We start from the raw sequence: 24632 nt of genomic DNA on the forward strand, positions 1-24632 counted from the left end.
TGTGTGTTATCTTTCTAAAAGAACGCTAAAATTTTTGGTATAAAAATGATTGCCGCAACGATCAATGCAAAGAATGCTGTCATCAGGACTGCTCCTGCCGCCATGTCTTTGATTTTTTTGCCAATGGGATGGAAGTGAAAATCGGTAAACATATCAACGACATTTTCAAAGACTGTGTTGACGATTTCCACGATCCAAACCAAAAATACCGACAATAACAACCAGAGCCATTCCATTTGATTTAATCTAAAGACAAATCCCGCAATGATTGCAACGATGCCTAACAAGACATGTTTGCGCATATTGCGCTCTTCGTCAAAGACGGTCTTGATTCCTGTAAAGGCAAATTCAATGGATGTGATAAATTGTTTGTTTTTTTCTGTATTCTTATCTTTTGAGTCCATAGGCATCCAATATTTCCTTTTGCAGACCGAACATTTCTTTCTCATCTTCTGGTGTCATATGATCATAACCATTGATATGCAAAAATCCATGCAGCGCTAAAAAGCCTAATTCTCGATCATAGCTGTGTCCATACTCACTAGCTTGCTCTTTTGCCCGCTCGACTGAAATCATGATATCCCCGAGATTTCTCGGCATAGTTGGCATTTCATCATCAAAGATGATCGGCAACTCTTCTTCCGTTTCTTCTTCTAAAGCAAAACTGATGACATCCGTCGGTTGATCTTTATCACGATAGTCCCGATTGATGATTTGGATAGCGGCATTGTCCATGAAGGTGACAGACATTTCCGTATCCTCAGGCAGCTTCAAATAGTCTGCCGCATACTGCAGCAGTTCATCAATTTCATTGATTTTCTCTTGACTCACTGTATTTGTTTCATCTAAAAAAGCAATCTCCATTACCGATCTCTTCTTTCTTGTTCTTCTTTCATTTTTTCAGCTTCGGACTTCATTTTCGGATATTTGATCCGTGAATGGAATGTACTACACAATCCATTGACTAAGGACTTTTCAATGATACGAATTTCATGCAATGTCAGTCCGGACTCATCTAATTGTCCATCAAGAATCCGATCATTGATCAAATTCGAAACAAATTCCTTGATTTTCTGATCTGTGGGATTATCCATTGCCCGTACAGCAGCTTCACAACTATCCGCGATACTAACGACCCCTGCTTCTCTTGTTTGTGGTTTTGGTCCAGGATAGCGAAAATCGGCTTCTGTCACTTCTGGATTACGTTCTTTCGCTTTGACATAGAAATAACGCATCAAGGTTGTTCCATGGTGCTGGCGACAAATATCCACCACCATCTGAGGCATTTTCTCATTTTCTAAAAGAACCGCTCCATCGATCACATGTCCGAAAATGATTTGCTTGCTGTCTTCCGGAAGCAAAAAGTTATGGGGATTTTCAGCCCCTGCGGGTAAATTCTCAACAAAGAAATTCGCATGCTTTAATTTACCGATATCATGATAGTAACAAGCGACCCGTGTCAGTAAACTTTGTCCGCCGATCTCTGCTACAGCATTAGCACTCAAATTGGCGACCATCATACTATGATGATAGGTTCCTGGTGCTTCTTCCAGTAATTGTTTAAGTAACGGGTGATTTGGATTACTTAGTTCGTTCAGAACGATCATGCTATTGTCTGAGACCAATAACTCAATGTATTGATGCAAACCAATCGTTAGTAGATAGCTAAGTAATGAACCCGCTAAGGCACAAATGATCGTCGTCCAGGTATTGCCTCTCGCGAAATCCATCCCTTGGAAAATCACTAACATGACACTTAATAAGAACGGAAAGACGATGACCCACATAATGGCTGTTCGTCCTTGACTGGCGATTCGTTCCCTTCTGATCATCGTTCCCATCAATCCAGAGAACAAATAGGTTACCAAGACAGTAGTCAGCATATTCGTACCGCTGGAATCAAAATAAATGAAAATCGCATTGATTACTTGAAACATCGCAGCTAAAATTCCCAAACGCCGACTTGAGAATATATTCAAGATCAGCGGGGTAAAGGCAGCTGGAAAGAATAACGGAATGAACGCGATGAGTTCAGACTGAAATAGTTGGAAAAACTTCATCAATAAAATACTAAAAATCATCGCAATGACATAAAAGGTCACAGCATTCATCCGTTTGTCTTCGTTTTTTGTCTGCCGTGTGTAATAAAAGAGCATGAGCATCTGTAAAGCAGCAGTAAAAACTAAAGCAATCAACGGAAATACAGAGAAGGTTTGACTCGTCAGACCGAGAAGCTGCAATTTTTCTAATGCATTTGAATCAATCTGCGAGCCTTCCCGGACAATGATCTCACCTTGATAGATCATAACAGGCTGAACAGCGTCTTTGGCAGCCTGCCGAGCTTCTTCCGTTCGTTTCTCATTAGGAAAATCGTTGACAACGATCCCTTGATTGACTAAAAAGCGTAATGCTGTTGCCATTTCAGAAGTTACATCCAAAAACTGGATCTTTTCTTCGGCTTCTGATCGAAAAGTACTCAATTCAGATTGGCGGATCTGTTTAGCCATTTGTTCATCAACAAGCTGCAGCGCATAATCTCTTACCGTGTTCAGCTGATCACTATTCAATGAAAATAATGTCGACAAAAAATTATTGGTCAGCGCTTGATAAAAATCAAGTTCATCATCACTCATTTTTTCAAATTCTTTTTTTAAAGTGGCGATATACTCTTCTGTATCCGGTTTAGGAACATTTTCATTTTCACCAGCAGCTTTGACCGCAGCTTCATATTTCGTATTGACAGTCTTGTTGACTGTATCAATCAATTCAAACAAATGATTGATCCGTTCATGTTGAACTTGTGCCAAATCGTCTTGATACGTGTATTCAGGCGAGACGGCTTCAGCGGCTAGCGTACGTTTTTGTTCAGTAGCAGTTGTGTTTTCAATCGTTTTGTTGGCTCGGATATTCTCTTCCGCAACCTGCCCCTCGCTATAGTCGACATTGTTTTGTTTTACACTGGAAAACATAATCCCAATAGATAAAACAAAAAAGAGCACCATAAGCAGCGGCAGGTAAAAGCGGCCTAATTTTTCTCGAAAATTCCGTAACGGTTGTATGATCATTTTACCCCTCCTGTCCGACAATCAACGTTGTTCTTTACTATCGGATTCCTCATAGGCACGTATAATGTCTGCAACGACTGGATGACGAACGACATCTCCTGCTTCAAAGTGCGCGAACGCAATTTTAGGAATTGCTTCTAACGCTCGTTGCGCATGAATCAGTCCGCTCGTTGTTCCTTTTGGTAAATCAATTTGACTTGTATCGCCATTAACGATCATTTTTGAATTAAATCCTAGGCGGGTCAAAAACATTTTCATTTGGGCAATAGTGGTATTCTGTGCCTCATCAAGAATCACAAAAGCATCTTCCAAAGTCCGCCCCCTCATATAGGCTAGCGGAGCAATCTCGATCACGCCGCGTTCCATCAAACGATTGGTATGATCCATACCAAAGATTTGATAAAGGGCATCATAAACGGGACGCAAATAGGGATCGACTTTTTCTTTCAGATCACCTGGTAAAAAGCCAAGATTTTCACCTGCTTCAACAGCGGGTCGGGTCAAGATGATTTTTTGAACTTGTCCTTTCTTCAATGCCGCAATGGCCATGACAACGGCAAGAAACGTCTTTCCGGTTCCTGCTGGTCCAACACCAAAAACGACATCATGAGTTCTGATGGCTTCAATATATTTCTTTTGTCCGGCATTTTTTGCACGGATCGGCTTACCGTTACGATCTTTGATGATTTCTTCTTCATACATATCTGTGAAATAATCTAAGTTTCCTTTATTTGCCATGTTCAATGCCGTAATAACATCTGGCGTACTGATATTGATCCCTCGTTTGATCAACTCTTGCAACGCATGGATCACGGATTGGGCTTTTTCAGCGGCTGTCTTTTCACCAATGATTTGGATCATTTCTCCGCGGGTATGGATCGTTGTTTGTGTAGCATCTTCGATGACTTTGATATGTTTGTCATGGGAACCCAACAACAAACTAATATCATCATTTTGAGTCAGTTGGATTTCCAAAGAAATACGCTCTTCTGTCAAATAAGTTACAGCTCCTTTTTTAGGCATTCTAGTTTATAATACCACACAATCGCTAAAAGCAAAATTACTTGTAAGCTTCAAGAAGCGTTTTGGCAGCGTTCTTTGCAATTTATTAATAGTTTGTTTTTCGATCATTGATTCTACTTAAAAATACTCACTAAGAAAGAACAAAAAAGCCGTAAGCATCCAATAAAATGCTTACGGCGTGTCCTTACATTTGCCCTAATAATTCTTTGACGATCGCATTCACTTGGTTGCCGTCTGCTTTGCCTTTTACCTGAGGCATCACAGCGCCCATCACTTTTCCGAATTCCTTCGGAGAAGAAGCCCCTGTTTTTTCGATCGCACCAGCAACGATTTGGCGAATTTCCGCTTCATCAAGTTGTGCCGGCAAGTATTTTTCAACAATTGCAATTTCACCTTTGACTTTTTCAGCCAGATCGGTACGGTCGGCTTTCTCAAATTCAGTCAGAGAATCACGACGTTGTTTCATTTCACGAGACAACACAGTCAATTCTTCCTCTTCGTTCAAGTCGGCACCTTTTTTGATCTGTTCGTTTTGAATCGATGCTTTCAACATGCGAATCACCTGCAACGTTTCCTTGTCTTTGGCTTTCATCGCTGTTTTCATGTCATCATTCAGTGTACTTAGTAGCGTCACACTACCAGCTCCAATTCTCAAAACAGTAGAAAATTAGAATTTTTTACGTTTTCTAGCTGCTTCAGATTTTTTCTTACGCTTTACACTTGGTTTTTCGTAAAATTCACGTTTACGAGATTCCTGTAAAGTACCCGCTTTTGACACGGAACGTTTGAAGCGACGAAGAGCATCGTCAAGTGATTCGTTTTTGCGAACGACTGTTTTTGACATGTAAATTCCCTCCCTCCGAGCTTAAAAAGTAACCGTATTTGTCATTGAAATAAAATCTCAAAAAACAAGACTGTCCTTTGAAAATTATAGCTAACCCCTGAAAAAGTGTCAAGGTATTCTAGTAAAAAAGTCGATGAACTTCCTGATTCAATCTTAGAATCCGAACAATCAGCGACAATCTTCACATCTGCCTAGAATTTCAAAACGATGGCCTTCGATACTGCACCCGGGCAATTGTTCTTGAAAGAAATCCATTGGACAAATATGCAGCTCTTTTGTTTTGCCACAAACCGTGCAAATAAAATGATGATGGTGATGATCTTCCAATTCCACGCAGCAATTATAACGAAATTTCATTTCTCCATTCAATTCAGTCTCTTCCAAGATGCCAATCTCAGAAAAATCATGAAGGTTCCGATAGATCGTGTCATAACTTAGACCCGGGTATTCTTCAGACATGAAATCATGGATTTCTTTTGCCGGCAAATAACGGTTGCGTTTCACTAAATAAGTAATGATAGCTTCTCTTTTTTTGGTATATTTATAGCCATGTTCTTTTAATATCGACATAGCTTGCTCAATCAATGGTTGATTTTTCATCGAATCCCTCCAGTAAATCAAAATCATTCCGATTTTTAGCGATCGTAAGTATGGTATAATGAAATTATCAAAAATGCAAGAGAGGATTTTACTATGAACCCACAAGAAACGATTGTCACGATTTTTGTCTTGTCCGATTCAGCAGGAGAAACGGCCTCCAAATTAGCTCAAGCAACGATGGCACAGTACCCAAGTGTTGAATTCAACTTATTTCGGCGTACCTTTATTCACACCAAAGAACACTTGATCCAGGCGTTGACTGATGCCAAAAAACACGATGCCATTATTTTGCACACACTCATTAACGATGAGCTAGTCTCGCTAACCAATCACTTTTGTGAAGAAGCCGACCTATATCATTTTGATGTATTGACTCCTCCTGTCACCGAGGTAGAAAAACGCACAGGTGTCGCTCCATCGCGAGAACCCGGCGCATTGCATCATTTAAACAAAAATTATTTCAAACGTATCAAAGCAATGGAATTCGCTGTTAAATACGATGATGGAAAAGACCCACGAGGTTTTCTCGAAGCCGATGTCGTTTTGTTAGGTGTTTCCCGAACATCAAAAACACCGCTAAGTCTTTTCTTAGCCAACAAAAACTTAAAGGTGGCGAATTTGCCTCTTGTGCCCCAAGCACATATTCCTAAGCAGTTGTGGGAAATCGAACCGAGCAAAATCGTTGGGTTAACGAATGATCCCGACGTTTTAAACAGCATACGCAAAGAACGGATGCGTTCTTACGGATTGAATCCAGACACGGCGTATTCAGATATTGAAAAAATCCGGGCTGAATTAGAGTTTGCCAATGATCTTTATCAAAAATTAGGCTGCATCGTCATTAATGTTGCCTCTCTTTCAATTGAAGAGACAGCTTCCATGATTTTGAATGCATTGAATTTGGAAGACCATAGTTACTACACGTCAGAAACAGAAGAATAACCAGCCACATACATTTTAGACAAAAAGATCCCCAGAGTAATGGTCAGCTAGACTGTACCATTACTCTGGGGATCTTTGCTTGTGTCAAATCAGAAAAATCTAAAAGACTTGGACGCCTTCGCGATCGATCTGCAGCTGTTCGATTGCTGCATTGGTTTCAAGCGCATGGAGAAGGCGGCAGATCTTATCTGCCTTTTCGGGTGGGACAATCGCTAAGACAGTTGGTCCAGCCCCACTCAGGAAGCAGCCATAGCCGCCTTCTTCTTCACAAATTTGGCGGATCGTGGATAAATGCGGAATTAATTTTTCACGATAGTTCTCATGAAAACGATCCGCCTGCATCATTTTACCTGCTAAAGGTAGATTCCCTTTGATCACTGCTGCGATCATCACATTGGCGATTGCACTGGCTTCAACAGCAGTTGAAAAGTCCAGTGTTTTAGGGAGGACATTCCGACTAGCTTCTGTCAACAATTGTTCTTGCGGAATATAAGCAACAATATCGCATTCCGGAAAATGATGTTTAACAACATAAGTTTGTTTATGTTCATGATCAAAGGCCGTAATCAGAAAATCGCCATAAATTGCCGGTGCCACATTGTCGGGGTGGCCTTCAATGGCCGTTGCAATATCAACTTTCTGTGCATCACTTAAGTTCAGGCGTCCTAAACGATTGGCTAATTCGATTCCAGCCACGATAACCGATGAACTGCTGCCTAATCCCCGTGCTAAAGGTATATCTGAGTACATGCGGATTTTACGCGGTGTAAGTGTAGGTGCAAGCTTCAGCGCGACACGTAACAGCAGATTACTTTCATCATTAGGGATTTCACTGCCAAGTTCATGTAAGATCTCCCATCGGTCACTTTCTTCCATAATTTCAATGAATAGATATTTTGAGAGAGCAATCCCGCAAGAATCAAAACCAGGTCCTAAATTTGCACTGGTTGCAGGAACGCGAATCTTCATAGTTGAGACACTCCTTTACGCAGGTGTTGCCGCATTTCTTCTAGATCACTCATCTTATGGATCGCTACTTCGGTAGCCTGAATAGCTGTATCAGGATCTTTCAAGCCGTTTCCAGTAAAGACTGCCACTACGGTTTCACCAGGACGAATTTTCCCGTTTTTCACGTGCTGAATCACGCCTGCTAGTGAAGCAGCCGATCCTGGTTCAATAAAGACACCGTCTTGTGCAGCTACCTTTCGGTAAGCATTCAAGATCTCTTCGTCGTTTACAGCATCGATAAACCCTTTTGATTCATCACGAGCGGCTTCTGCTAGCTTCCAACTTGCTGGATTGCCGATCCGAATCGCTGTTGCGATTGTTTCTGGCTCTTCAATTACCGCGCCTTTTACGATTGCTGCGGCACCTTCTGCCTCAAATCCATGCATTCTTGGTAGTGAAGTCCCTTGTTTGTCATGCCATTCTTTGAATCCTTTCCAATAAGCAGAGATGTTTCCAGCATTTCCTACTGGAATTGCTAGTACATCTGGCGCTTTCTCCAACTGCTGGCAAATTTCGAAGGCAGCGGTTTTTTGTCCTTCCAAACGGTAAGGATTGACTGAATTCACGAGGGCCACAGCTTCTGTTTTGGCAATTTCTCTAACTGCTTTTAGTGCTTCATCGAAATTCCCGGGAATAGAAATAATATCCGCGCCATAAACGATTGCCTGTGCCAACTTGCCCATTGCGATCTTACCATCTGGAATCACCACATAGGCTTTGATTCCTGCTCGTGTCGCATACGCTGCTGCTGCAGCACTGGTATTACCAGTAGAAGCACAAACGATTGCTTTTGCGCCTTCTTCCACCGCTTTGGCTACTGCCATCACCATTCCCCGATCTTTGAAAGATCCAGTAGGATTTAGTCCTTCGTATTTCCCATATAATGTGATACCCAATTCTTTTGATAAGTTATTCAATGGAATCAGCGGTGTGTTTCCTTCTGCTAATGAGATTAGCGGTGTTTTTTCTGTCACCGGTAAATACTCTTTATAGTGCTTTAATAGTCCTTCATACATCTGCTACTCCTCCATTACTTTCATGATTTGGCTAATTCGACCATCTTCAAAAATCGATAATGCTGCTGTTAATTCCGAGGGACTCAATGGCTTCGTCAAAAATGCTTTCTTTTCCAAGATAGATTCTTGGTCGATCCAGTCCAATGTCTGTTGCTGCGCTGCTAATGGTCCAGTCAACGCAATGTAATAACGTTGACGAAGCTCATCTGCTACTGCAATCTGAGTCGGCTGTTCAAAGGTTAGAAATGATTCAGTGATCCCAGCAGATTTATTTTTAGCGATCTCCGTCACATCTGCCAGCACACTCGTCGCAGTAGGACGAGCTCCCGCTCCAGGCCCGTAAAGCATGGAACGATCGATGCCCGTACTTTCGATAGACACGCCATTAAACTCATATTTGATTGAGGCTAGCGGATGGTGCTTAGGGACAAGAACTGGACCAACAGAAACAGCGACATGATTTTTTGGTGTCTTTTGTGCCGTACCAATAAGTTTCACTTCATACCCTAGTTGTTGGGCATAAATGATGTCTTCAATTGCTAATCCACGAATGCCGCCGATAGAAACATCTTTCATCTCGATCGTCATACCAAATGCAAATTTTGTCAAGAGGACCATCTTATAAGCTGCATCAATACCGTCCACATCATTGGTCGGGTCCGATTCTGCAAATCCTTTTGCCTGTGCTTCAGCTAGAACTTCCTCATAACTTAAGTTATCTGTTAACATTTTTGTCAGCATATAATTCGTCGTACCATTGACGATGCCAGAAATCGAGGTAATCGTATCGGGTAAATAATGCGTGCTTAATGTTCGCAAGATAGGAATCCCGCCTCCCACGCTGGCTTCATAATACAATGCAACACCGGCTTTTTTAGCAGCGGCAGTCAGTTCTGGGCCATGAGTCGCCAAGAGATCTTTATTGGCGGTTACAACATGTTTCTTGTGAGCTAACGCACCAAGAATAAAATCCTTCGCAGGATCGATCTTGCCAATCAATTCCACAATGACATCGATGGACTCATCCTGATAGATTTCCTGAATATCACTAGTCAGTTCAAACCCGTATTTTTGGGCAATTGCGCTTTTATCATCATAAGGAGAGGCCAATGCTTTCGTAATAAAAATCTCGACACCAGTTCGGGCTGCGATTGCCTCTCTTTGTTCCGCTAATAGTTGGCAGACTCCAGTGCCTACGACACCCATTCCTAGTAGTCCTATATTTAATTGCTCTTTCATATAGCCTCCTTACCGAAAACGTTATTAAAAAATCGTTCATCCATTTTTAATTTTCTACTAGCATACCAAAAAGCATAAGAAAAAACTAGGACTTTCGAGAAATTCTCGTCCTAGTTTCAGCGGTGATGGATATGAGCGAATGTTTTTTGTAAGATGTCGACTACGTGCTTGTCATCTAAACTATATAAAATTGTCTTTCCTTGTCGTTCCGATTTTACGATCCGATTATCTTTCAATAGTTTCAATTGATGAGAGACCGCAGATTGTTCCATCATCACTTGCTCTGCGATCGAAGTTACATTACGTTCTCCTTCTTCTAAAGAAAGCAATATCTTCAAACGTGTAGGATCACCAAGCATTTTAAAAATTTGAGTGACTTTTTGGATATCTTCTTGATCTGGTTGAGTCATGCTGGTCTTCCTTTCTCGATGGTGAATAAAATTCTAGCTGGTTCAAGCATTCTTTGTCAAGCCCCATTGAAAACAAGGCGTCAAAATATATGCATGATCCACCCAAATACCTGGAAAAGAAGCAGCACATTTTCCTGTAATATGTTCTCCAAGAAGAACTGAATATCAGCAAAATAATCTATCTGCTTCTCATCCAAGTATTTGAAAAGGATCTAGCTCTTGTTTATCGCTTAAACTTCTGTAATTTCATTAATGGCAGCTTCAAGTTCAGCAATTTTATTTGCTGCATCTTCAGAAGAGTTTCCTTTGACACCAATGTAAAATTTGATTTTTGGTTCAGTTCCAGAAGGACGAACCGCAATCCAGCTCTCATCTTCAAGAGTATATTTCAATACATCTGACGGTGGTGTAGTCATTTTTTGCATGTGACCATCTAAACCAACTCTTGTCAATTCTTTGAAATCTTCTGTTTGAACGACTGGTATACCCGCGAAAACTGATGGTGCTTTTTCTCGGAATGTTTTCATCAATGCAGTGATTTTGGCTGCACCTTCCATACCGCTCATCGTAACAGAAATCGTTTTTTCGGCATAATAACCATATTCCTCAAAGATATCTTGCAATCCATCATAAAGTGTTTTGTCCGATTGTTTATAAAAAGCAGCGACTTCAGCCAACAAGACAAGTGCTTGGATCGCATCTTTATCTCTCACAAAAGGTTTTACCAAGTAACCGTAACTTTCTTCAAAACCAAACATGAACGTATGGGAATGATCTGTTTCATACTGTTGGATTTTTTCGGCAATGAATTTGAAGCCAGTCAATACATTGACCATTTCAACGTCGTAAGACTGGGCAATCGCTGTTGGCAATTCACTAGAAACGATCGATTTTAGGACTGCTGCATTTTCCGGTAGTGTGCCGGCATTCTTGTGGGCTTCTAGAATGTAACGGATCATCAATGCGCCTAATTGATTTCCTGTCAATACTTGATAGTTTCCATCAGGCATCCGGACTGCAGCACCCAAGCGATCCGCATCCGGATCAGTTGCAATCAACAAGTCTGCGTCTTCTTTTTCTCCCAGAGCAATCGCATATTCAAAGGCAGAATGTTCTTCTGGATTCGGTGACTTGACTGTACTGAAGTTTGGATCCGCAACAGCTTGTGAAGGTTCAATAATAAATTGCTCAAACCCTGCTTGTTTCAAAGCTTTTTCACCAAGCATCCGACCTGTTCCGTGTAATGGTGTGTAAACTAATTTAAGATTTTTCCCTGTTGTCTCGATTAATTTTTGATCGATTGTCACTGTTTTGACTTCTTTTAGATACGCAGTATCGACCTCTTCGCCGATAATCGTGATCAATCCACTATGCTTTGCTTCTTCTTCTGATAAAACTGGAATTTCTAATGGATTTTCAATTTCTCGAACAAAAGCTGTCAAGGCGTCCGCATCTGCTGGAGGCATTTGTCCACCATCTTCGCCGTATACTTTGTATCCATTATAAGCTGCCGGATTGTGAGATGCTGTAATCATGATTCCAGTGAACGTATGCAAATAACGTACCGCAAAAGATAATTCAGGGGTTGGACGTAAGCTTTCAAACACAAAGGCAGGAATATCGTGTTTTGCTAATGTCTTGGCTGCTTCCATCGCAAATTCTGGTGAAAAATGACGAGAATCATATGCGATTGCGACACCGCGGCGACGGGTTTCTGGATCTTGTGTATCCATGAAGCGCGCCAATCCCTCTGTTGCTTGACGGACCGTATAGATATTCATGCGGTTGATCCCAGGTCCTAAGATCCCTCGCATCCCAGCAGTACCAAATTCAAGCGGCATATAAAAAGCATCTTGCAACATTTCTGGATCTTTCTCCAGTTCTGTTAACTGATCCTTCAACCCTGCTTCTAATTGTTGATGATTTTTCCATTGCTCATAAATTTGTTCCCATCCCATACAAAAACCACTCCTTCTAACTTTAAAATGACTATAATTTTAGTATAACACTACTTCTGTTTTTCTCAAAGAATAACCAAACGAAAATGCAAACGCACTGCTATCAAAAACGAATAACGTTTTATAAATAACAGTGCGTTCGATAATTATTTAACTGGTTGCTGGTCTTTTTGTGTTTCTATAAAATCAAATACTTGTTGGCCAGCGATACTGCCGTCCCCGACTGCTGTAGTGATTTGTCGTAAGCCTTTTTCTCGAACATCCCCTACCGCATAGACGCCTGGCATAGTTGTTTCCATCATTTCATTGGTTGGGATCCAACCTGTTTCATTCGTGAGTCCGCTAGCTCTGAATGGTTCAGTCAATGGATCTAGCCCAACGTAGATAAAGACACCACCAGCCGCTTCTTCCGTTACTTCATTTGTTTTGACATTTCGCACTTGAACACCAGTTACGACCATCTCGTTGCCTTTGATTTCTTCCACGACAGAATCCCAAATAAATGAGATCTTTTCATTGGCAAATGCTCGTTCTTGGATGATCTTTTGCGCACGTAGCTCATCCCGACGGTGGACAATCGTTACTTCTGAAGCAAATTGTGTTAAGTAGATCGCTTCTTCGACTGCAGAATCTCCACCACCAACTACGATCAACCGTTTGTTGCGGAAAAAGGCGCCATCACAAACTGCACAATATGAAACTCCGCGTCCAGCGAATTCTTCCTCGCCTTTGACTCCTAATTTTCTATGTACACAGCCTGTTGCAATGATCACAGTTTTCCCTTGATAATTCTTGTCTTCTGTGCAGACTTCTTTGTACTCTCCATGATCCGTGATCCCTTGAACGATGCCATAGGCATTCTCCACGCCAAAGCGGATGGCACTTTCATACATTTTAAAAGCAAGTTCTGGGCCTAAGATCGAATCGAAGCCAGGATAATTTTCAACCTCAGCAGTATTATTCATTTGACCGCCAGGAGCTCCCCGCTCAATCATCAGAACAGATAAATTTGACCGTGACGCATACAGCGCTGCTGTCATGCCGGCAGGTCCAGCGCCGATAATAATTACATCATACATAATTGTTCCCTCCATTTTCGACTACCCATACTTTACTTTCAAAAAGAATTTCTGTCGAATGTTCTGCTTACAAAAAATAATAAGATATTCCCGTTTTTTTCTCTGAAAATTACATTGACTTTCTTTTCATTTTTTGTAAAATTTTCACGATACATCTATTATATAGAAAACGGGGAGTCCTTACAATTGAATAAGAAAAAACTTTTGAAAAGATCTGATCGGGAACTATTGTTTCTTAGCTGGCCGATTTTTGTTGAACTATTTTTACGTGTGATTATTGGGAATGTCAATGTATGGATGATTTCCCATTATTCTGAACCAGCAGTCGCTGCCGTCAGCGCAGCAAATCAATTGCTGAATCTGACCGTCTTTATTTATGGTTTCATCACTGTCGGTACGCAAATCATTATTGCTCAACTAATTGGTGCGAAGCAGCGAGATAAAATCCCTACTGTGATCAATACAGCACTTTTTGGTTCTCTATTTTTAGGTATTTTGATCAGCTTGATGTTTATCTTTGGCTCTGATCAATTGCTGCATTTTATGGGATTAGAAGAAGCATTGGTTGATTTGGGTCGCGGCTACCTGCAAGTATATGGCGGAAGCTTGTTTATTTCTTCGCTGACAGCTGTCATTATCGCGGTCATGCGTAGCCACAGCTTTACGAAACCTGCTTTGCTTGTACCGATGTTTGCCAGTATCCTAGCTGTTATTGGTAACTACTTTGTACTTTACAGTCCTTTTGGCTTACCTAATTTCGGTGTAACAGGACTAGCTTTCTCCAGTGTCTTCGGCAATACGATTGGCTTGATTGTTGCGGCATTTTTACTGAAAAAACACGTTGGTTTTTCTGTTCTTTCTGCCCGATTGAAGTATTTATCATGGGATGTAATGAAAAATGTCTTAACCTATGGCCTACCTTCCTCAGGAGAATCTTTGTCTTATCAAGGAGCACAAGTGGTAGTAACGATGATCGTTGCGCAATTAGGTTCAAGCGTGCTGATTGCTAAGTCTTATGTTACAGCGATCACTCAATTTGTGTATTTGATCGCCTCGGCGTTAAGTCAGGGAAATCAAATCATGATTGGTCGTCATGTAGGCGCAGGAGAATTTGAGCGAGCACAAAAACGGGGCATGCGCACAATGATTATTGGCATCATCGCTTCTGTTACAATTTGTTTATTGACTTATCTCTTTATCGAACCGATTATGGGAATCTTTACTACCAATGCTGAAGTAATCTCAATCGCTAAAGGCGTATTTCTCGTTGAAATCGTCCTAGAGACAGCACGTGCGGTCAATATGATTCTAGTGGGCTCTTTAAATGCCAGCGGGGATGTTAAATTCCCATTATTCTGCAGTTTGATCGTTCTTTGGGTCATCAGCTTACCATTCTCGTACTCTTTGGCCATCGTCTTTAAATTTGGCTTGATTGGTGTCTGGATCGCTTACGCAATTGATGAAGCATTGCGGAGTATTTTAATGATTTATCGTTGGCATTCCGGTGTGTGGAAAACCAAATCGGTAGTCCATGGAAAAGAAATTGAAGGCGAAGTCGCTTCAGAAATCTAATGACTTGCTAAAAAGGTCATCTTTTCTGCCAATTAGACAATCGAATGACAAAGCGAATAAAAGAGCGTGAAACAAAAGTAAAAAATACTTTTGTTTCACGCTCTAAACACGTCTAAACAGCGGTAGCCGAAACAATGTCTTCGGAAATAAGTCGAAATACCAAAAAATTGAAAAGCAATTTCCATATATTCCTCCTTATTTATCGAAGTTTAACACTTCTGATCCCAACCTCTTTTTGCTGCCTTGTGTCTATTTACTGCTGAAAGAAAATCAATTATTTTTGGTTTTTCATCCAGATTGAACTATACTAATTACAAGTTTAGAACTACTGAACAATCAACAATTAGAAAATACTGTCAACTATCGAAAGGAGCAAAAAAATGTCAATTTACGCGTTTCAAGCCACTTTGGAAAACGGTGAAACCTATTCATTAGAACGCTATCGGGGGCAAGCCATCATTGTCGTCAACACGGCGACAAAATGCGGATTGAGCCCCCAATTCAACGAACTTGAAGAATTGTTCCAACGATATCGCGACCAAGGATTGATGGTCTTAGGCTTCCCTTCCAACCAATTCAAACAAGAAGTTCATTCTGCTAGTGAAGCTGCCGAAGCTTGTCGCACAACCTATGGTGTTGACTTTCCGATGCATCAATTGACAGTCATCAACGGAAAAGAAGCTGATCCGCTTTTTCAATACTTGGAGGAAGAAGCCCCAGGAACGATGGGGAAAGCGATCAAATGGAATTTTACTAAATTTTTAATTGATCGCGAGGGACATGTCGTTGAACGTTTTGCCCCTCAGACTAATCCAACCAAAATGATCCCTAGTATTGAAAAGGTTCTTGGCTAATGACCTAACCAGAAAAAACATCCACTCACTCATCGGTTTGCAACAGCAATGAATACTCTCTCACTGCTGTTTGCGCCATGAATGCGGGGATGTTTTCTTATTCTTTAAAGTTGTTCTCCATTTGAAGCAATCACTTCTTTGTACCAATCAAATGATTTTTTCTTTTTCCGGGCCAATGTTCCGTTCCCGTGATCATCCATGTCCACATAAATAAAGCCATAGCGTTTTTTCATCTCACCAGTTCCTGCCGATACAAGATCGATACATCCCCAAGGTGTATAGCCAATCAAGTCTACGCCATCAAGAGTTATCGCATCTTTCATGGCTGCAATGTGTTTTTTGAAATAATCAATTCGATAATCGTCATTGATCGAGCCGTCAGATTCCACTTTGTCTATGGCACCGAATCCATTCTCTACTACAAATAAAGGAAGATGATAACGATCAGACAATTGACACAATGAGATCCGCAACCCTAATGGATCGACCGCCCAGCCCCAATCCGATTCGGCTAAATAAGGATTTTTCACCGCAGGCATTTGGTTGCCGCCAACATACTTGACTGTTTCAGGATTTGCTGAAGAAGCGGTTGACATATAATAGCTAAAACCGATATAGTCAACCGTTCCGTTCGCAATGACCGCGTCATCTCCAGCTTCTTTTTTGATTTCGATCCCTTCACGTTCGAACTCTTTTACCTTGTGGGCAGGATAATAGCCTTTTGCTTGAACGTCAATATAGAATTCTTGTTCCCGATTGAATTGCAATGCAGCTAAAACATCCTCTGGGTTAGCTGTCATCGGATAACTTGGAATATACGCCACCATCATCCCAATCATGAAATCCGGGTTGATTCGGTGTCCCATTTGTACTGCTTTAGCACTTGCTACAAACAAGTGATGAGCAGCTTGATACTTATGCTGCTTATCATTTTTATGAATACCAATTTGTGTCCAACTTCTCAAAAAGTTGATCTCGTTAAACGTCATCCAATATTTCACTTTATCTTGGTAACGAGTGAAGATCGTTTCGCAGAAAAACAAGAAATAGTCGATCACTTTGCGATTCGACCAACCATCATATTCATCCGCTAAATACATAGGAATATCAAAGTGATTGATCGTCACCACTGGCTCAATGCCATGCTTCAACAGCTCATCGAAAACTGCATCATAAAAAGCCAGGCCGTCTTCGTTGATCTCTCTGGTTCCTTTTGGACAAATCCGCGCCCAGGAAATAGACATCCGAAAACACTTAAAGCCCATCTCTGCAAACAACACAATATCTTCCTGATAATGATGGTAAAAGTCTGTCGCCACATGACTAGGATAATACTGCTCTGGATCGATGTATCCAACGGCACCTTCAGGTAATTCGGTATCCCGAGTAACTTTCCCGATCTGGCCGTCTTTTGTTTTATAGGTAATCATTCGCGGCTGATCCATACTGCCTCCTGTAATGGCATCGAGGGTGCTTAACCCTTTCCCGCCAGAAAGATAGCCGCCTTCATATTGGTTCGCGGCTGTTGCGCCACCCCATAGAAAATTTTTTGGAAACCCCATATTATCCCTCCATCGTAAAGACTATCAGCGGCTTTCTTCTTAGAATTCATCCAAGAAGAAGCCGCAAGCATGATTATTTGTTTGTTAAGTCTTCGCCATTTGAAGCAATGACTTGTTTGTACCAGTCGAAGGATTTTTTCTTCGTCCGTTTCAGCGTACCATTGCCTTCATTGTCGCGATCAACATAGATAAAACCGTAGCGTTTTTTCATCTCACCTGTTCCCGCAGAGACCAAATCGATACATCCCCATGTTGTATACCCTAATAGATCAACCCCATCTTGTTCAACGGCGTCTTTCATGGCTTGTATATGTGCTGCAAGATAATCAATTCGGTAATCATCCTCCACATAGCCATCAGCATCTGGTGTATCAACAGCACCCAAACCGTTCTCTACAATGAATAATGGTTTTTGGTAACGATCATAAAGGTCATTCATAGTAATCCGCAAACCTAACGGGTCGATCTGCCAGCCCCATTCGCTTGCTTCCAAATAAGGATTTTTTACTGAAGCAAAAATATTTCCAGAAGTTTGTTCCAATAGCTCAGCATCTGTTGTCGATACCCGAGAAGAGTAGTAAGAGAATGAAATAAAATCAACTGTGTGGGCCTTCAATAACTCTAAGTCGCCTTCTTCCATTTTGATCTCAATCCCGTTACGGGCCATTTCCTTCAATGCATATTGTGGGTATTCTCCCCGAGACTGGACATCAATGAAGAAATAGTTTTCGCGATCTGATTTTCTTGATGCCCAAACATCTTCAGGCTTACTTGTGTAAGGATAGTAGGCACCTGCAGCCAGCATACAGCCCACTTTATTTTCCGGATCTACTTCGTGAGCGATTTTCGTCGCAATCGCAGATGCCAGTAATTCATGATGGGCCGCTTGGTATTTGACCTGCTCCACGTTGTCGCCTTCTTCAAAATAGAGGCCAGCTCCCATAAATGGCGCGTGAAGAATCATGTTGATTTCGTTGAAAGTTAACCAATATTTGACCAATCCTTTGTAACGATTAAAAATAACTCGGCATAAATTCTCATAAAAGCCTACTAATTCTCGTGAACGCCAAGCACCATATTTTTCTACTAAATGCATTGGACAATCAAAGTGCGTGATCGTTACCAGTGGTTCAATACCATATTTATGACACTCTTTGAAGAGATCCTCATAGAATTTCAAGCCGTCTTCATTTGGTTCTTGTTCGTCCCCTTTTGGAAAAATACGACTCCAAGCAATGGACAAACGATAGGTTTTAAAGCCCATTTCTCCAAATAAAGCAATATCTTCTTTGTAACGATGATACATATCGATTGCTTCTTTGGCAGGATAAAAATGATCCTCATCAAAATCAAACATTTTCATCTGTCCTGTGATCACTGGAAAACGATCTTTACCGATCGGTACAACATCGACATTGGCTAGGCCTCGCCCACCTTCGTTGTAACCTCCTTCACACTGATTGGCAGCAGTTGCGCCGCCCCATAAAAAGTCTTTTCTAAATCCCATTATTTCATTCCTACTTTCTTGATATTTTGTTGATTAATTAAGTGATTTTGCCAGTTCGTCTTGAACTTCGATTCCTTCTTTTTCCAAACGCTCAATCGTTGATTTAAAGTTTGGTAGATAAGCTTTGTGAGCAATAAATAATTCATCCATTACGCGTTTAGCTGTTTCTCCTGATGGCACCAATGGGTTAATGGTGAAAGCTTGTAATGCGGTATTGTAATCACCAGTAACCGCTGCTTCGATCGTTAAAAGCTCCATAGCCTTCATTACCTGTAGCCAGCCTTTTTCTGCAGTCGGCAGCTCGCCAAAAGCCACATTGCGGGCACCTTGTCCCCCAACATACGCGGTAACTTCGACAACACAATCAGCCGGTAGGTCAGGAACAGCTCCCTCATTTTTGGTTGAGACCACGATCTGGGTATTTTTGTTTGCATAAATCGAGGCAATCGTTTCGCAAGCCGCATCTGAATAGTAGGCTCCCCCACGTTGCTGCAGCTGTTCTGGTTTATGATCCAATTCTGGATCTTTATAAAGTTCAAAAAGTTCTGCCTCTGTTTGCTTCACTTGCTGCGCTCTCGTTCCTACAGTCTGATATTCTTCCAGTGCATGCTTCAACATTTCTTCTTGACGATAGTAATAGCGATGATAACCGCAAGGAATCATTCTCATTTGTTCTAATTGTTCACGATAAAACGGCACATCAAAAATATTTTTCGGCAAACCATTATCTTCCTGATACATTTTATCAATAATATCCATCGTCACATCATTTCCGTGTGAGTCAGTGACTTTATGCCAATGGAAATGGTTTAAGCCAGCAAATTTGTAGATTAACTCATCCGGCTCTTTACCGATCAATGCAGGTTCGATCATGGTCGCCATCACAGGAACATTGCAAAGTCCAATCACTCTATCCCATTTCCCATAACGGACAACCGCTTCTGTGACCATGCCGCTTGGATTGGCAAAATTAATCAACCAAGCATTTGGACATAAGCGTTTCATATCTTCTACGATTTCCAGAATAATTGGTACTGTCCGAAATGCTTTAAACATCCCGCCAGGACCGTTGGTTTCTTGACCGATCATGCCATAATAGGCAGGAATACGCTCATCTTTGATCCGGGCATTCAGCAAGCCTACTCGAAATTGAGTCGTAACAAAATCTGCATCTTTCAAGGCTTCTTCTCGATCCAGCGTCATGTGGATTTTCACATCATAAGGAGAAGCATCCCACATTCGCTGTGCCATCGCTCCAACGATTGCCAGTTTTTCTTTTCCTGCTTCGATATCTACTAACCAAATTTCCCGAATTGGCAGTTCTTCATAGCGTTTGATAAAGCCTTCCATTAACTCCGGAGTATAACTACTGCCGCCACCAATGGTAGCGATTTTGATTCCTTTTGTCATTGTATTGCTCCTTTGCTATTTTATTTACACCCTTATTATCATTTATAAAATAATTAGATTCAATGTAAATTTATTATTTAGAAAAAGCGTTTGCAAATCTAGGGATATCTTGCGAGTGATTTGTAAAAAGTATTTACAAATCGAATGATATAAGGAATAATATTCATATCGACAATTATTCAAATACTCAAAAAAGAAAAATTTCCGATAATTTTATTTACAAACAACTATATAAAAATGTAAAAAGGAATGTGGATACCATGTTATTACAAGAAAAAATGCGCCAAATCAAGTTGGCCCCTGCTGAACGATCTTTGATCGATTTTTTATTAGCCAATCCAACTGCGATGGCTGATCAAACCATCAAGGAATTGTCTGAAAAAACCTACGTTCATCCTTCTACTTTTATTCGGATCGCCAAAAAATTAGGCTTCAACGGTTGGCTCGACTTAAAGACAGCCTTTTTGGAAGAGCAAACCTATATGAGCAGTCATTTTACAGATGTTGATGCCAACTTTCCCTTTTCCTCCCATGACGGCATTATGACGATCGCCAAAAAGTTAGCGAAACTCGAACAAACAACGATTGAAGATACGCTTTCCTTGATCCATCACGATGAACTGCAAAAAGCGAAACAATCGCTACTCAATGCCAGCCATATCAAGATTTTCGCAAGTAATGCCAATACCTTGATTTCTCAAGACTTTGTTTTGAAGATGCGGCGTTTAGGAAAAAACATCCATGTTTGTGACACTTTTGGCGAAAGTGCTTATGAAGCATCCAACTGTACTTCTGATACGACAGCCATCTTGATTTCTTATACTGGTGAAAACAAGATGATCAAAGAAATCGGTAAAATTCTTGCCGAACGTCAAGTTTCAATTATTGGAATGACTAGTATTGGCGAGAACGCATTGGCAAAATTAAGTGATTGTGTCTTAAATATCACAACCCGAGAAAGGCTTTACTCAAAGATCGCAAATTTCACGATTAATACGTCCGTTTGCTACCTACTGGATGTGCTGTATGGAATCGTCTTTTCGGAACATTATGAAAAAAATCTTCAGCATTTGATCGATATTGGCATGGCTTATGACAAACGTCCTACTTCCTCAACGATTATCGCTGAACCAACCTACGATAAAAATCTTCAATACAAAGACTCTCTGTTTCCGAATTAAACGGCTGACAAAAAGCGATCGCCCCACATGGCCGATCGCTTTTATGCATAAATAGCTCTTTTTAGAAAGTTTTCGCTAAACGAGAGCTGTGATCAAATCATCTGAACAAGCAACTTCATTTTTATCTGATTCAATAATATCTAAGTAATCAGCAGAATTTGTTACCAAAACAGGGGTCTCAATGTTGAAACCAGCTTTGATCAGCGCATCTTTGTCAAAGGTAATCAATTTTTGACCTCGAGTTACTCTATCTCCTTGCTTGACATGCGCTTCGAAGTATTGCCCATTGAGTTGAACGGTATCTAAACCGATATGGATCAACAATTCCAATCCGTTATCTGAGATCAACCCGATGGCGTGTTTCGTTGGGAACAATGTCATAACGGTACCATCAAATGGAGCAACGACTTCCCCTTTTGTAGGATGGATCAAGATTCCTTTACCTAAGATTCCTTGGGCAAAAGCTTCATCTTTGGCACTGCTTAAAGGTGCAACCGTTCCTTCGATAGGAGAACTAATGATTTCTTTACGTACAGACATTGTAGGTTCGCCTTCAGCAATTTCTTCGACTACTGTATTGTCTTTCCAGAATGCCATCGTCAAACCAAAACCAATCGCTGCAGAGATGGCGATAGCAATCAGTGAAGTCCACATGCCACTCGCATCTCCATCCGGTGTGATGAAGTTAAAGATCCCGAAAATACCAAGTCCGCCCATCGTGTAGCCCGTTACACCATTGACCATTAAGAACAGTCCACCGACAGCACCACCGATCATAGAATATATGAAAGGAGTCTTTTTAGGAAGAGTGATCCCATAAATAGCTGGTTCAGTTACACCAAAGATACCAGAAATGATCGCTGGCGGACATAATGCTTTCATCTTTTTGTCTCTTAATTTGAAATACATGGCAACGACAACTGCTGTTTGAGCAAAGCTAGCTCCGAAGGAACCTGTCAACACTTGGCTGAATCCTTGTTGCGTAACTTGCATGATCGCTAGTGGCACAACCGACCAGTGTAAGCCGAAGATAACCAATACTTGCCAGAAGAATCCTAGAATCAATCCATAAACCGCTGGCGAGAAGTCCATTAGCGCTTGGAATCCGGCACTCAAGAGATCTGTCAACATGCTGATGATTGGACCAATGATCAAGAACCCAACAGGTAAAGCAATCAGTAAGACGAAAAATGGTACCAAGAAAGTTTGCACGACACTTGGAATCACTTTTTTAGCAAGTTTTTGAATCTGTGCAGCAAATGCAATAATGAAAATGACTGGTACGACACTACTTGTATAGGTTGCCCCTACCCATGGAATACCTAAGAAAGTTTGATAGGCAGATTGTCCAAGTAAGCTATAAGGTGCTGCTGCTCCTTCTCCGGCAACTGCGGTAAAGGCTGTTTGCAGCGCAGTGCCTTGAATCGTTGGGTAGCATAGAGCGGCTCCAATAACGATACCGACCATCGGATTCAAACGGAATTTTTTTGCAGAAGTATAACCTAAAATAACCGGCATAAACATAAATATTGCATCACCGATCGCATTCAACATTACATATGTGCCTGATTCTGCTGTATAGTTGAACCAACCCTGTGTACCCAAAAAGACTAATAATGCATTAAACCCTTTGATCATACCGGCAGCTGCTAACGCACCTAAGAAAGGCTGGAAACAACCGCTGAGGATATCGATCAGACGATTGAAAATATTCCCTCCGGAACTTTCTTCTTCACTGTTTTCACTGATCCCCGCAACATCCACTACTTCTGCATAGACATCTGGCACATGATTACCGATAACTACTTGGTATTGACCGCCACTTTTCATCACTGTTACGACCCCATCCATATTTTTCAAGATGTCATCGTTCGCGATTCCTTCGTCTTTCAATTTAAACCGCAGCCGAGTGATACAGTGGGTCAAACTATTGATATTTTCTTTTCCGCCTACATTTGCCACGATTTTTTCTGCTAATTCATGATATTTTCCCATTTTTGTTTCCTCCAATTTTTGTTTGATTGAAGGTTTAGCCAACTGAATGTCACTATCCAAAAAATGCTTTACTATTCCCCAGTTTATTCTGGGATGACCTCCTTTCTTTTATGGTTAGCGATTCTTTTGCACCAATCGCGCAATATGAATCGTTAAATACAAACTTTCATCATTGGACATATCGTAACGATAATTCGTTACCAGAAATGATTTGATTTTTTGCACACATTGATAGGCGTTGCGATATTTTATCTTTACCATCTCAAGGAGCTCATCGTCAGTCTCTTCCGCATGGGTAGAGTGGTTCTGCATGCGGGAAACAAAAAAACGCAAATGCGTAGTAAAACGATAAAAATAAACCGATTCTTCATCGAAAGTTGTTTTAAAATAGTATTTGACGATATTGATGATATCTTGCATTGTTTTCGTCAATTCATAAAGATTGCTTTGATCATTGTTTTCTGTTTGAGCGTTTACCAAATGCAGTGCAATGAAACCCGCTTCATCTTCCGGCAACTCAATCCCATAGCGCTCACTAATTTTTTCAATCGTTCGTTTTCCGATTTTGAATTCATCTGGAAAAAATCGCTTGATGTCCCAGAGAAGAACATTTTTGACAACGATCCCTTTTTTGGCACGCTCGATTGCACTATGTAAATGATCAGGTAAAGAAATATAGATCGAATCGTTGATCGGTGAGGACAACTCTTCTCTTGCATATTCGATTACTTGGTTCGAAAGTTCCAAATATTCTAATGGCAAGTCGGCCAATAATTCCTGAAATTGGGAAGCAATCGTACGATTTTCTAAACGATATACTTTATCGATCGTTTGATCACTGATATCGTCACCAACTTTTTTCTTGAATGCGATCCCTCTTCCCATCACAATAATTTCGTTTTGTTTTTCATCAGTAGTTATCACGACATTATTGTTTAACACTTTACTGATTTTCATGTTTTACCCCCACTTGATTATTGACGTACTAACCTATTTTTATACGAGATAGCCATTCAAATCAATTTTGATCCATACTCCTTTTTTCCAGAAAAAAAACCTAATGAGAGCAGACCAAATAGCCTTACTTTCATCAGGTTTAGCTTGTTTATTCAACAATCACTATCCATACGAATGATTAACTTATCCTTATGATAGCAAACAGAGAAAACGCTGTCAATACATTGACCGAAAAAAGGATTCGTTATTTTACTTCCTCCCGATTCCTTTTATAAAATGAATCGATGAAAAACAAGAACCCCACATACCCGCTCCCAAGCCAACACCAACAAAGTGATGGAGTAATGGATACATGGAATTCTAGTAATTAGTTAGTGTCCACTGGAAGGAAACAGCAAAAAATATTTCCG

At 40.8% G+C, this 24632-nt stretch carries 22 protein-coding genes; 4 read left to right on the top strand and 18 right to left on the bottom strand.

Features of this window, described 5'->3' with window-relative positions; genetic code table 11:
- Positions 1-14: 14 nt before the first annotated feature.
- The 7 genes from HED61_RS12250 to HED61_RS12280 all read right to left on the bottom strand — a co-directional run bounded on the left by HED61_RS12250 (position 15) and on the right by HED61_RS12280 (position 5532).
- Complete coding sequence (locus tag HED61_RS12250) at positions 15-404, bottom strand: diacylglycerol kinase family protein (RefSeq protein WP_029486721.1); 390 nt, start codon at positions 402-404, stop codon at positions 15-17.
- Positions 388-864 carry an rRNA maturation RNase YbeY gene (gene ybeY, locus HED61_RS12255; protein WP_219645010.1) on the bottom strand — a complete coding sequence of 159 codons (477 nt, stop codon included), beginning with the start codon at positions 862-864 and terminating at the stop codon, positions 388-390. Before ybeY ends, HED61_RS12250 begins: the two co-directional genes overlap by 17 nt.
- Positions 864-3065 (bottom strand): HD family phosphohydrolase, encoded by a 2202-nt coding sequence (locus HED61_RS12260; RefSeq protein WP_003126300.1) that lies wholly within the window; start codon positions 3063-3065, stop codon positions 864-866. Before HED61_RS12260 ends, ybeY begins: the two co-directional genes overlap by 1 nt.
- 21 nt (positions 3066-3086) lie before the next feature.
- A complete protein-coding gene (locus HED61_RS12265) occupies positions 3087-4061 on the bottom strand; it encodes a PhoH family protein (protein WP_003126299.1) in 975 nt (324 codons plus the stop codon).
- Positions 4062-4272: 211 nt separating this feature from the next.
- Positions 4273-4722: a GatB/YqeY domain-containing protein gene (locus HED61_RS12270; RefSeq protein ID WP_003126298.1), complete on the bottom strand. Its 450-nt coding sequence runs from the start codon at positions 4720-4722 to the stop codon at positions 4273-4275.
- 33 nt (positions 4723-4755) lie between these two features.
- Positions 4756-4932, bottom strand: a complete 177-nt coding sequence (gene rpsU / locus HED61_RS12275) for a 30S ribosomal protein S21 (RefSeq protein ID WP_002356740.1) — start codon at positions 4930-4932, stop codon at positions 4756-4758.
- 168 nt (positions 4933-5100) lie between these two features.
- Positions 5101-5532, bottom strand: coding sequence for a Fur family transcriptional regulator (locus HED61_RS12280; protein WP_003126280.1), 432 nt, complete (start codon positions 5530-5532; stop codon positions 5101-5103).
- Positions 5533-5625: 93 nt separating this feature from the next.
- On the opposite strand from HED61_RS12280, the gene HED61_RS12285 reads away from it, so the two are divergent.
- Positions 5626-6474, top strand: coding sequence for a pyruvate, water dikinase regulatory protein (locus HED61_RS12285; RefSeq protein WP_003126279.1), 849 nt, complete (start codon positions 5626-5628; stop codon positions 6472-6474).
- A gap of 99 nt (positions 6475-6573) precedes the next feature.
- Here the strand turns inward: HED61_RS12285 and thrB are convergent, their stop codons facing one another.
- The 6 genes from thrB to trxB all read right to left on the bottom strand — a co-directional run bounded on the left by thrB (position 6574) and on the right by trxB (position 13184).
- On the bottom strand, positions 6574-7443 hold the full coding sequence (thrB, locus tag HED61_RS12290) for a homoserine kinase (protein WP_219645009.1): 870 nt from the start codon (positions 7441-7443) through the stop codon (positions 6574-6576).
- Positions 7440-8498 carry a threonine synthase gene (gene thrC / locus HED61_RS12295; protein ID WP_219645008.1) on the bottom strand — a complete coding sequence of 353 codons (1059 nt, stop codon included), beginning with the start codon at positions 8496-8498 and terminating at the stop codon, positions 7440-7442. The genes thrB and thrC overlap by 4 nt, the downstream gene beginning before the upstream one ends.
- A gap of 3 nt (positions 8499-8501) precedes the next feature.
- Positions 8502-9737 (bottom strand): homoserine dehydrogenase, encoded by a 1236-nt coding sequence (locus tag HED61_RS12300; protein ID WP_219645007.1) that lies wholly within the window; start codon positions 9735-9737, stop codon positions 8502-8504.
- A 116-nt stretch (positions 9738-9853) separates the two neighbouring features.
- Complete coding sequence (locus tag HED61_RS12305; protein WP_003126275.1) at positions 9854-10147, bottom strand: ArsR/SmtB family transcription factor; 294 nt, start codon at positions 10145-10147, stop codon at positions 9854-9856.
- Between the two features lie 230 nt (positions 10148-10377).
- The gene (locus HED61_RS12310; RefSeq protein ID WP_005471201.1) at positions 10378-12105 is read right to left on the bottom strand and encodes a phospho-sugar mutase; all 1728 of its coding nucleotides are present in this window, start codon (positions 12103-12105) and stop codon (positions 10378-10380) included.
- A 146-nt stretch (positions 12106-12251) separates the two neighbouring features.
- Entirely contained in the window at positions 12252-13184 is a 933-nt protein-coding gene (gene trxB, locus HED61_RS12315) for a thioredoxin-disulfide reductase (RefSeq protein ID WP_003126271.1), read from the bottom strand.
- 186 nt (positions 13185-13370) lie between these two features.
- Between trxB and HED61_RS12320 the strand changes: the two genes are divergently transcribed.
- Both HED61_RS12320 and HED61_RS12325 read left to right on the top strand, forming a co-directional pair.
- Complete coding sequence (locus tag HED61_RS12320; RefSeq protein WP_103299717.1) at positions 13371-14756, top strand: MATE family efflux transporter; 1386 nt, start codon at positions 13371-13373, stop codon at positions 14754-14756.
- 380 nt (positions 14757-15136) lie between these two features.
- Positions 15137-15610, top strand: a complete 474-nt coding sequence (locus HED61_RS12325) for a glutathione peroxidase (protein WP_103299715.1) — start codon at positions 15137-15139, stop codon at positions 15608-15610.
- A gap of 104 nt (positions 15611-15714) precedes the next feature.
- Here HED61_RS12325 and HED61_RS12330 read toward each other — a convergent pair whose 3' ends face one another.
- The 3 genes from HED61_RS12330 to HED61_RS12340 form a co-directional block, all read right to left on the bottom strand.
- The gene (locus tag HED61_RS12330; RefSeq protein WP_219645006.1) at positions 15715-17172 is read right to left on the bottom strand and encodes a family 1 glycosylhydrolase; all 1458 of its coding nucleotides are present in this window, start codon (positions 17170-17172) and stop codon (positions 15715-15717) included.
- Between the two features lie 73 nt (positions 17173-17245).
- Positions 17246-18679, bottom strand: coding sequence for a 6-phospho-beta-glucosidase (locus HED61_RS12335; protein WP_060815317.1), 1434 nt, complete (start codon positions 18677-18679; stop codon positions 17246-17248).
- Positions 18680-18712: 33 nt separating this feature from the next.
- Complete coding sequence (locus tag HED61_RS12340; protein WP_003126266.1) at positions 18713-20089, bottom strand: 6-phospho-beta-glucosidase; 1377 nt, start codon at positions 20087-20089, stop codon at positions 18713-18715.
- Between the two features lie 260 nt (positions 20090-20349).
- On the opposite strand from HED61_RS12340, the gene HED61_RS12345 reads away from it, so the two are divergent.
- Positions 20350-21270 (top strand): MurR/RpiR family transcriptional regulator, encoded by a 921-nt coding sequence (locus HED61_RS12345; RefSeq protein ID WP_003126265.1) that lies wholly within the window; start codon positions 20350-20352, stop codon positions 21268-21270.
- A 75-nt stretch (positions 21271-21345) separates the two neighbouring features.
- Here the strand turns inward: HED61_RS12345 and HED61_RS12350 are convergent, their stop codons facing one another.
- The gene (locus tag HED61_RS12350) at positions 21346-23265 is read right to left on the bottom strand and encodes a beta-glucoside-specific PTS transporter subunit IIABC (RefSeq protein WP_003126264.1); all 1920 of its coding nucleotides are present in this window, start codon (positions 23263-23265) and stop codon (positions 21346-21348) included.
- A gap of 114 nt (positions 23266-23379) precedes the next feature.
- A complete protein-coding gene (licT, locus tag HED61_RS12355; protein ID WP_003126263.1) occupies positions 23380-24222 on the bottom strand; it encodes a BglG family transcription antiterminator LicT in 843 nt (280 codons plus the stop codon).
- Positions 24223-24632 lie beyond the last annotated feature (410 nt).

Origin of the sequence: Enterococcus gallinarum, assembly GCF_021496385.1 — a bacterium.
Taxonomy (GTDB): domain Bacteria; phylum Bacillota; class Bacilli; order Lactobacillales; family Enterococcaceae; genus Enterococcus_D; species Enterococcus_D gallinarum.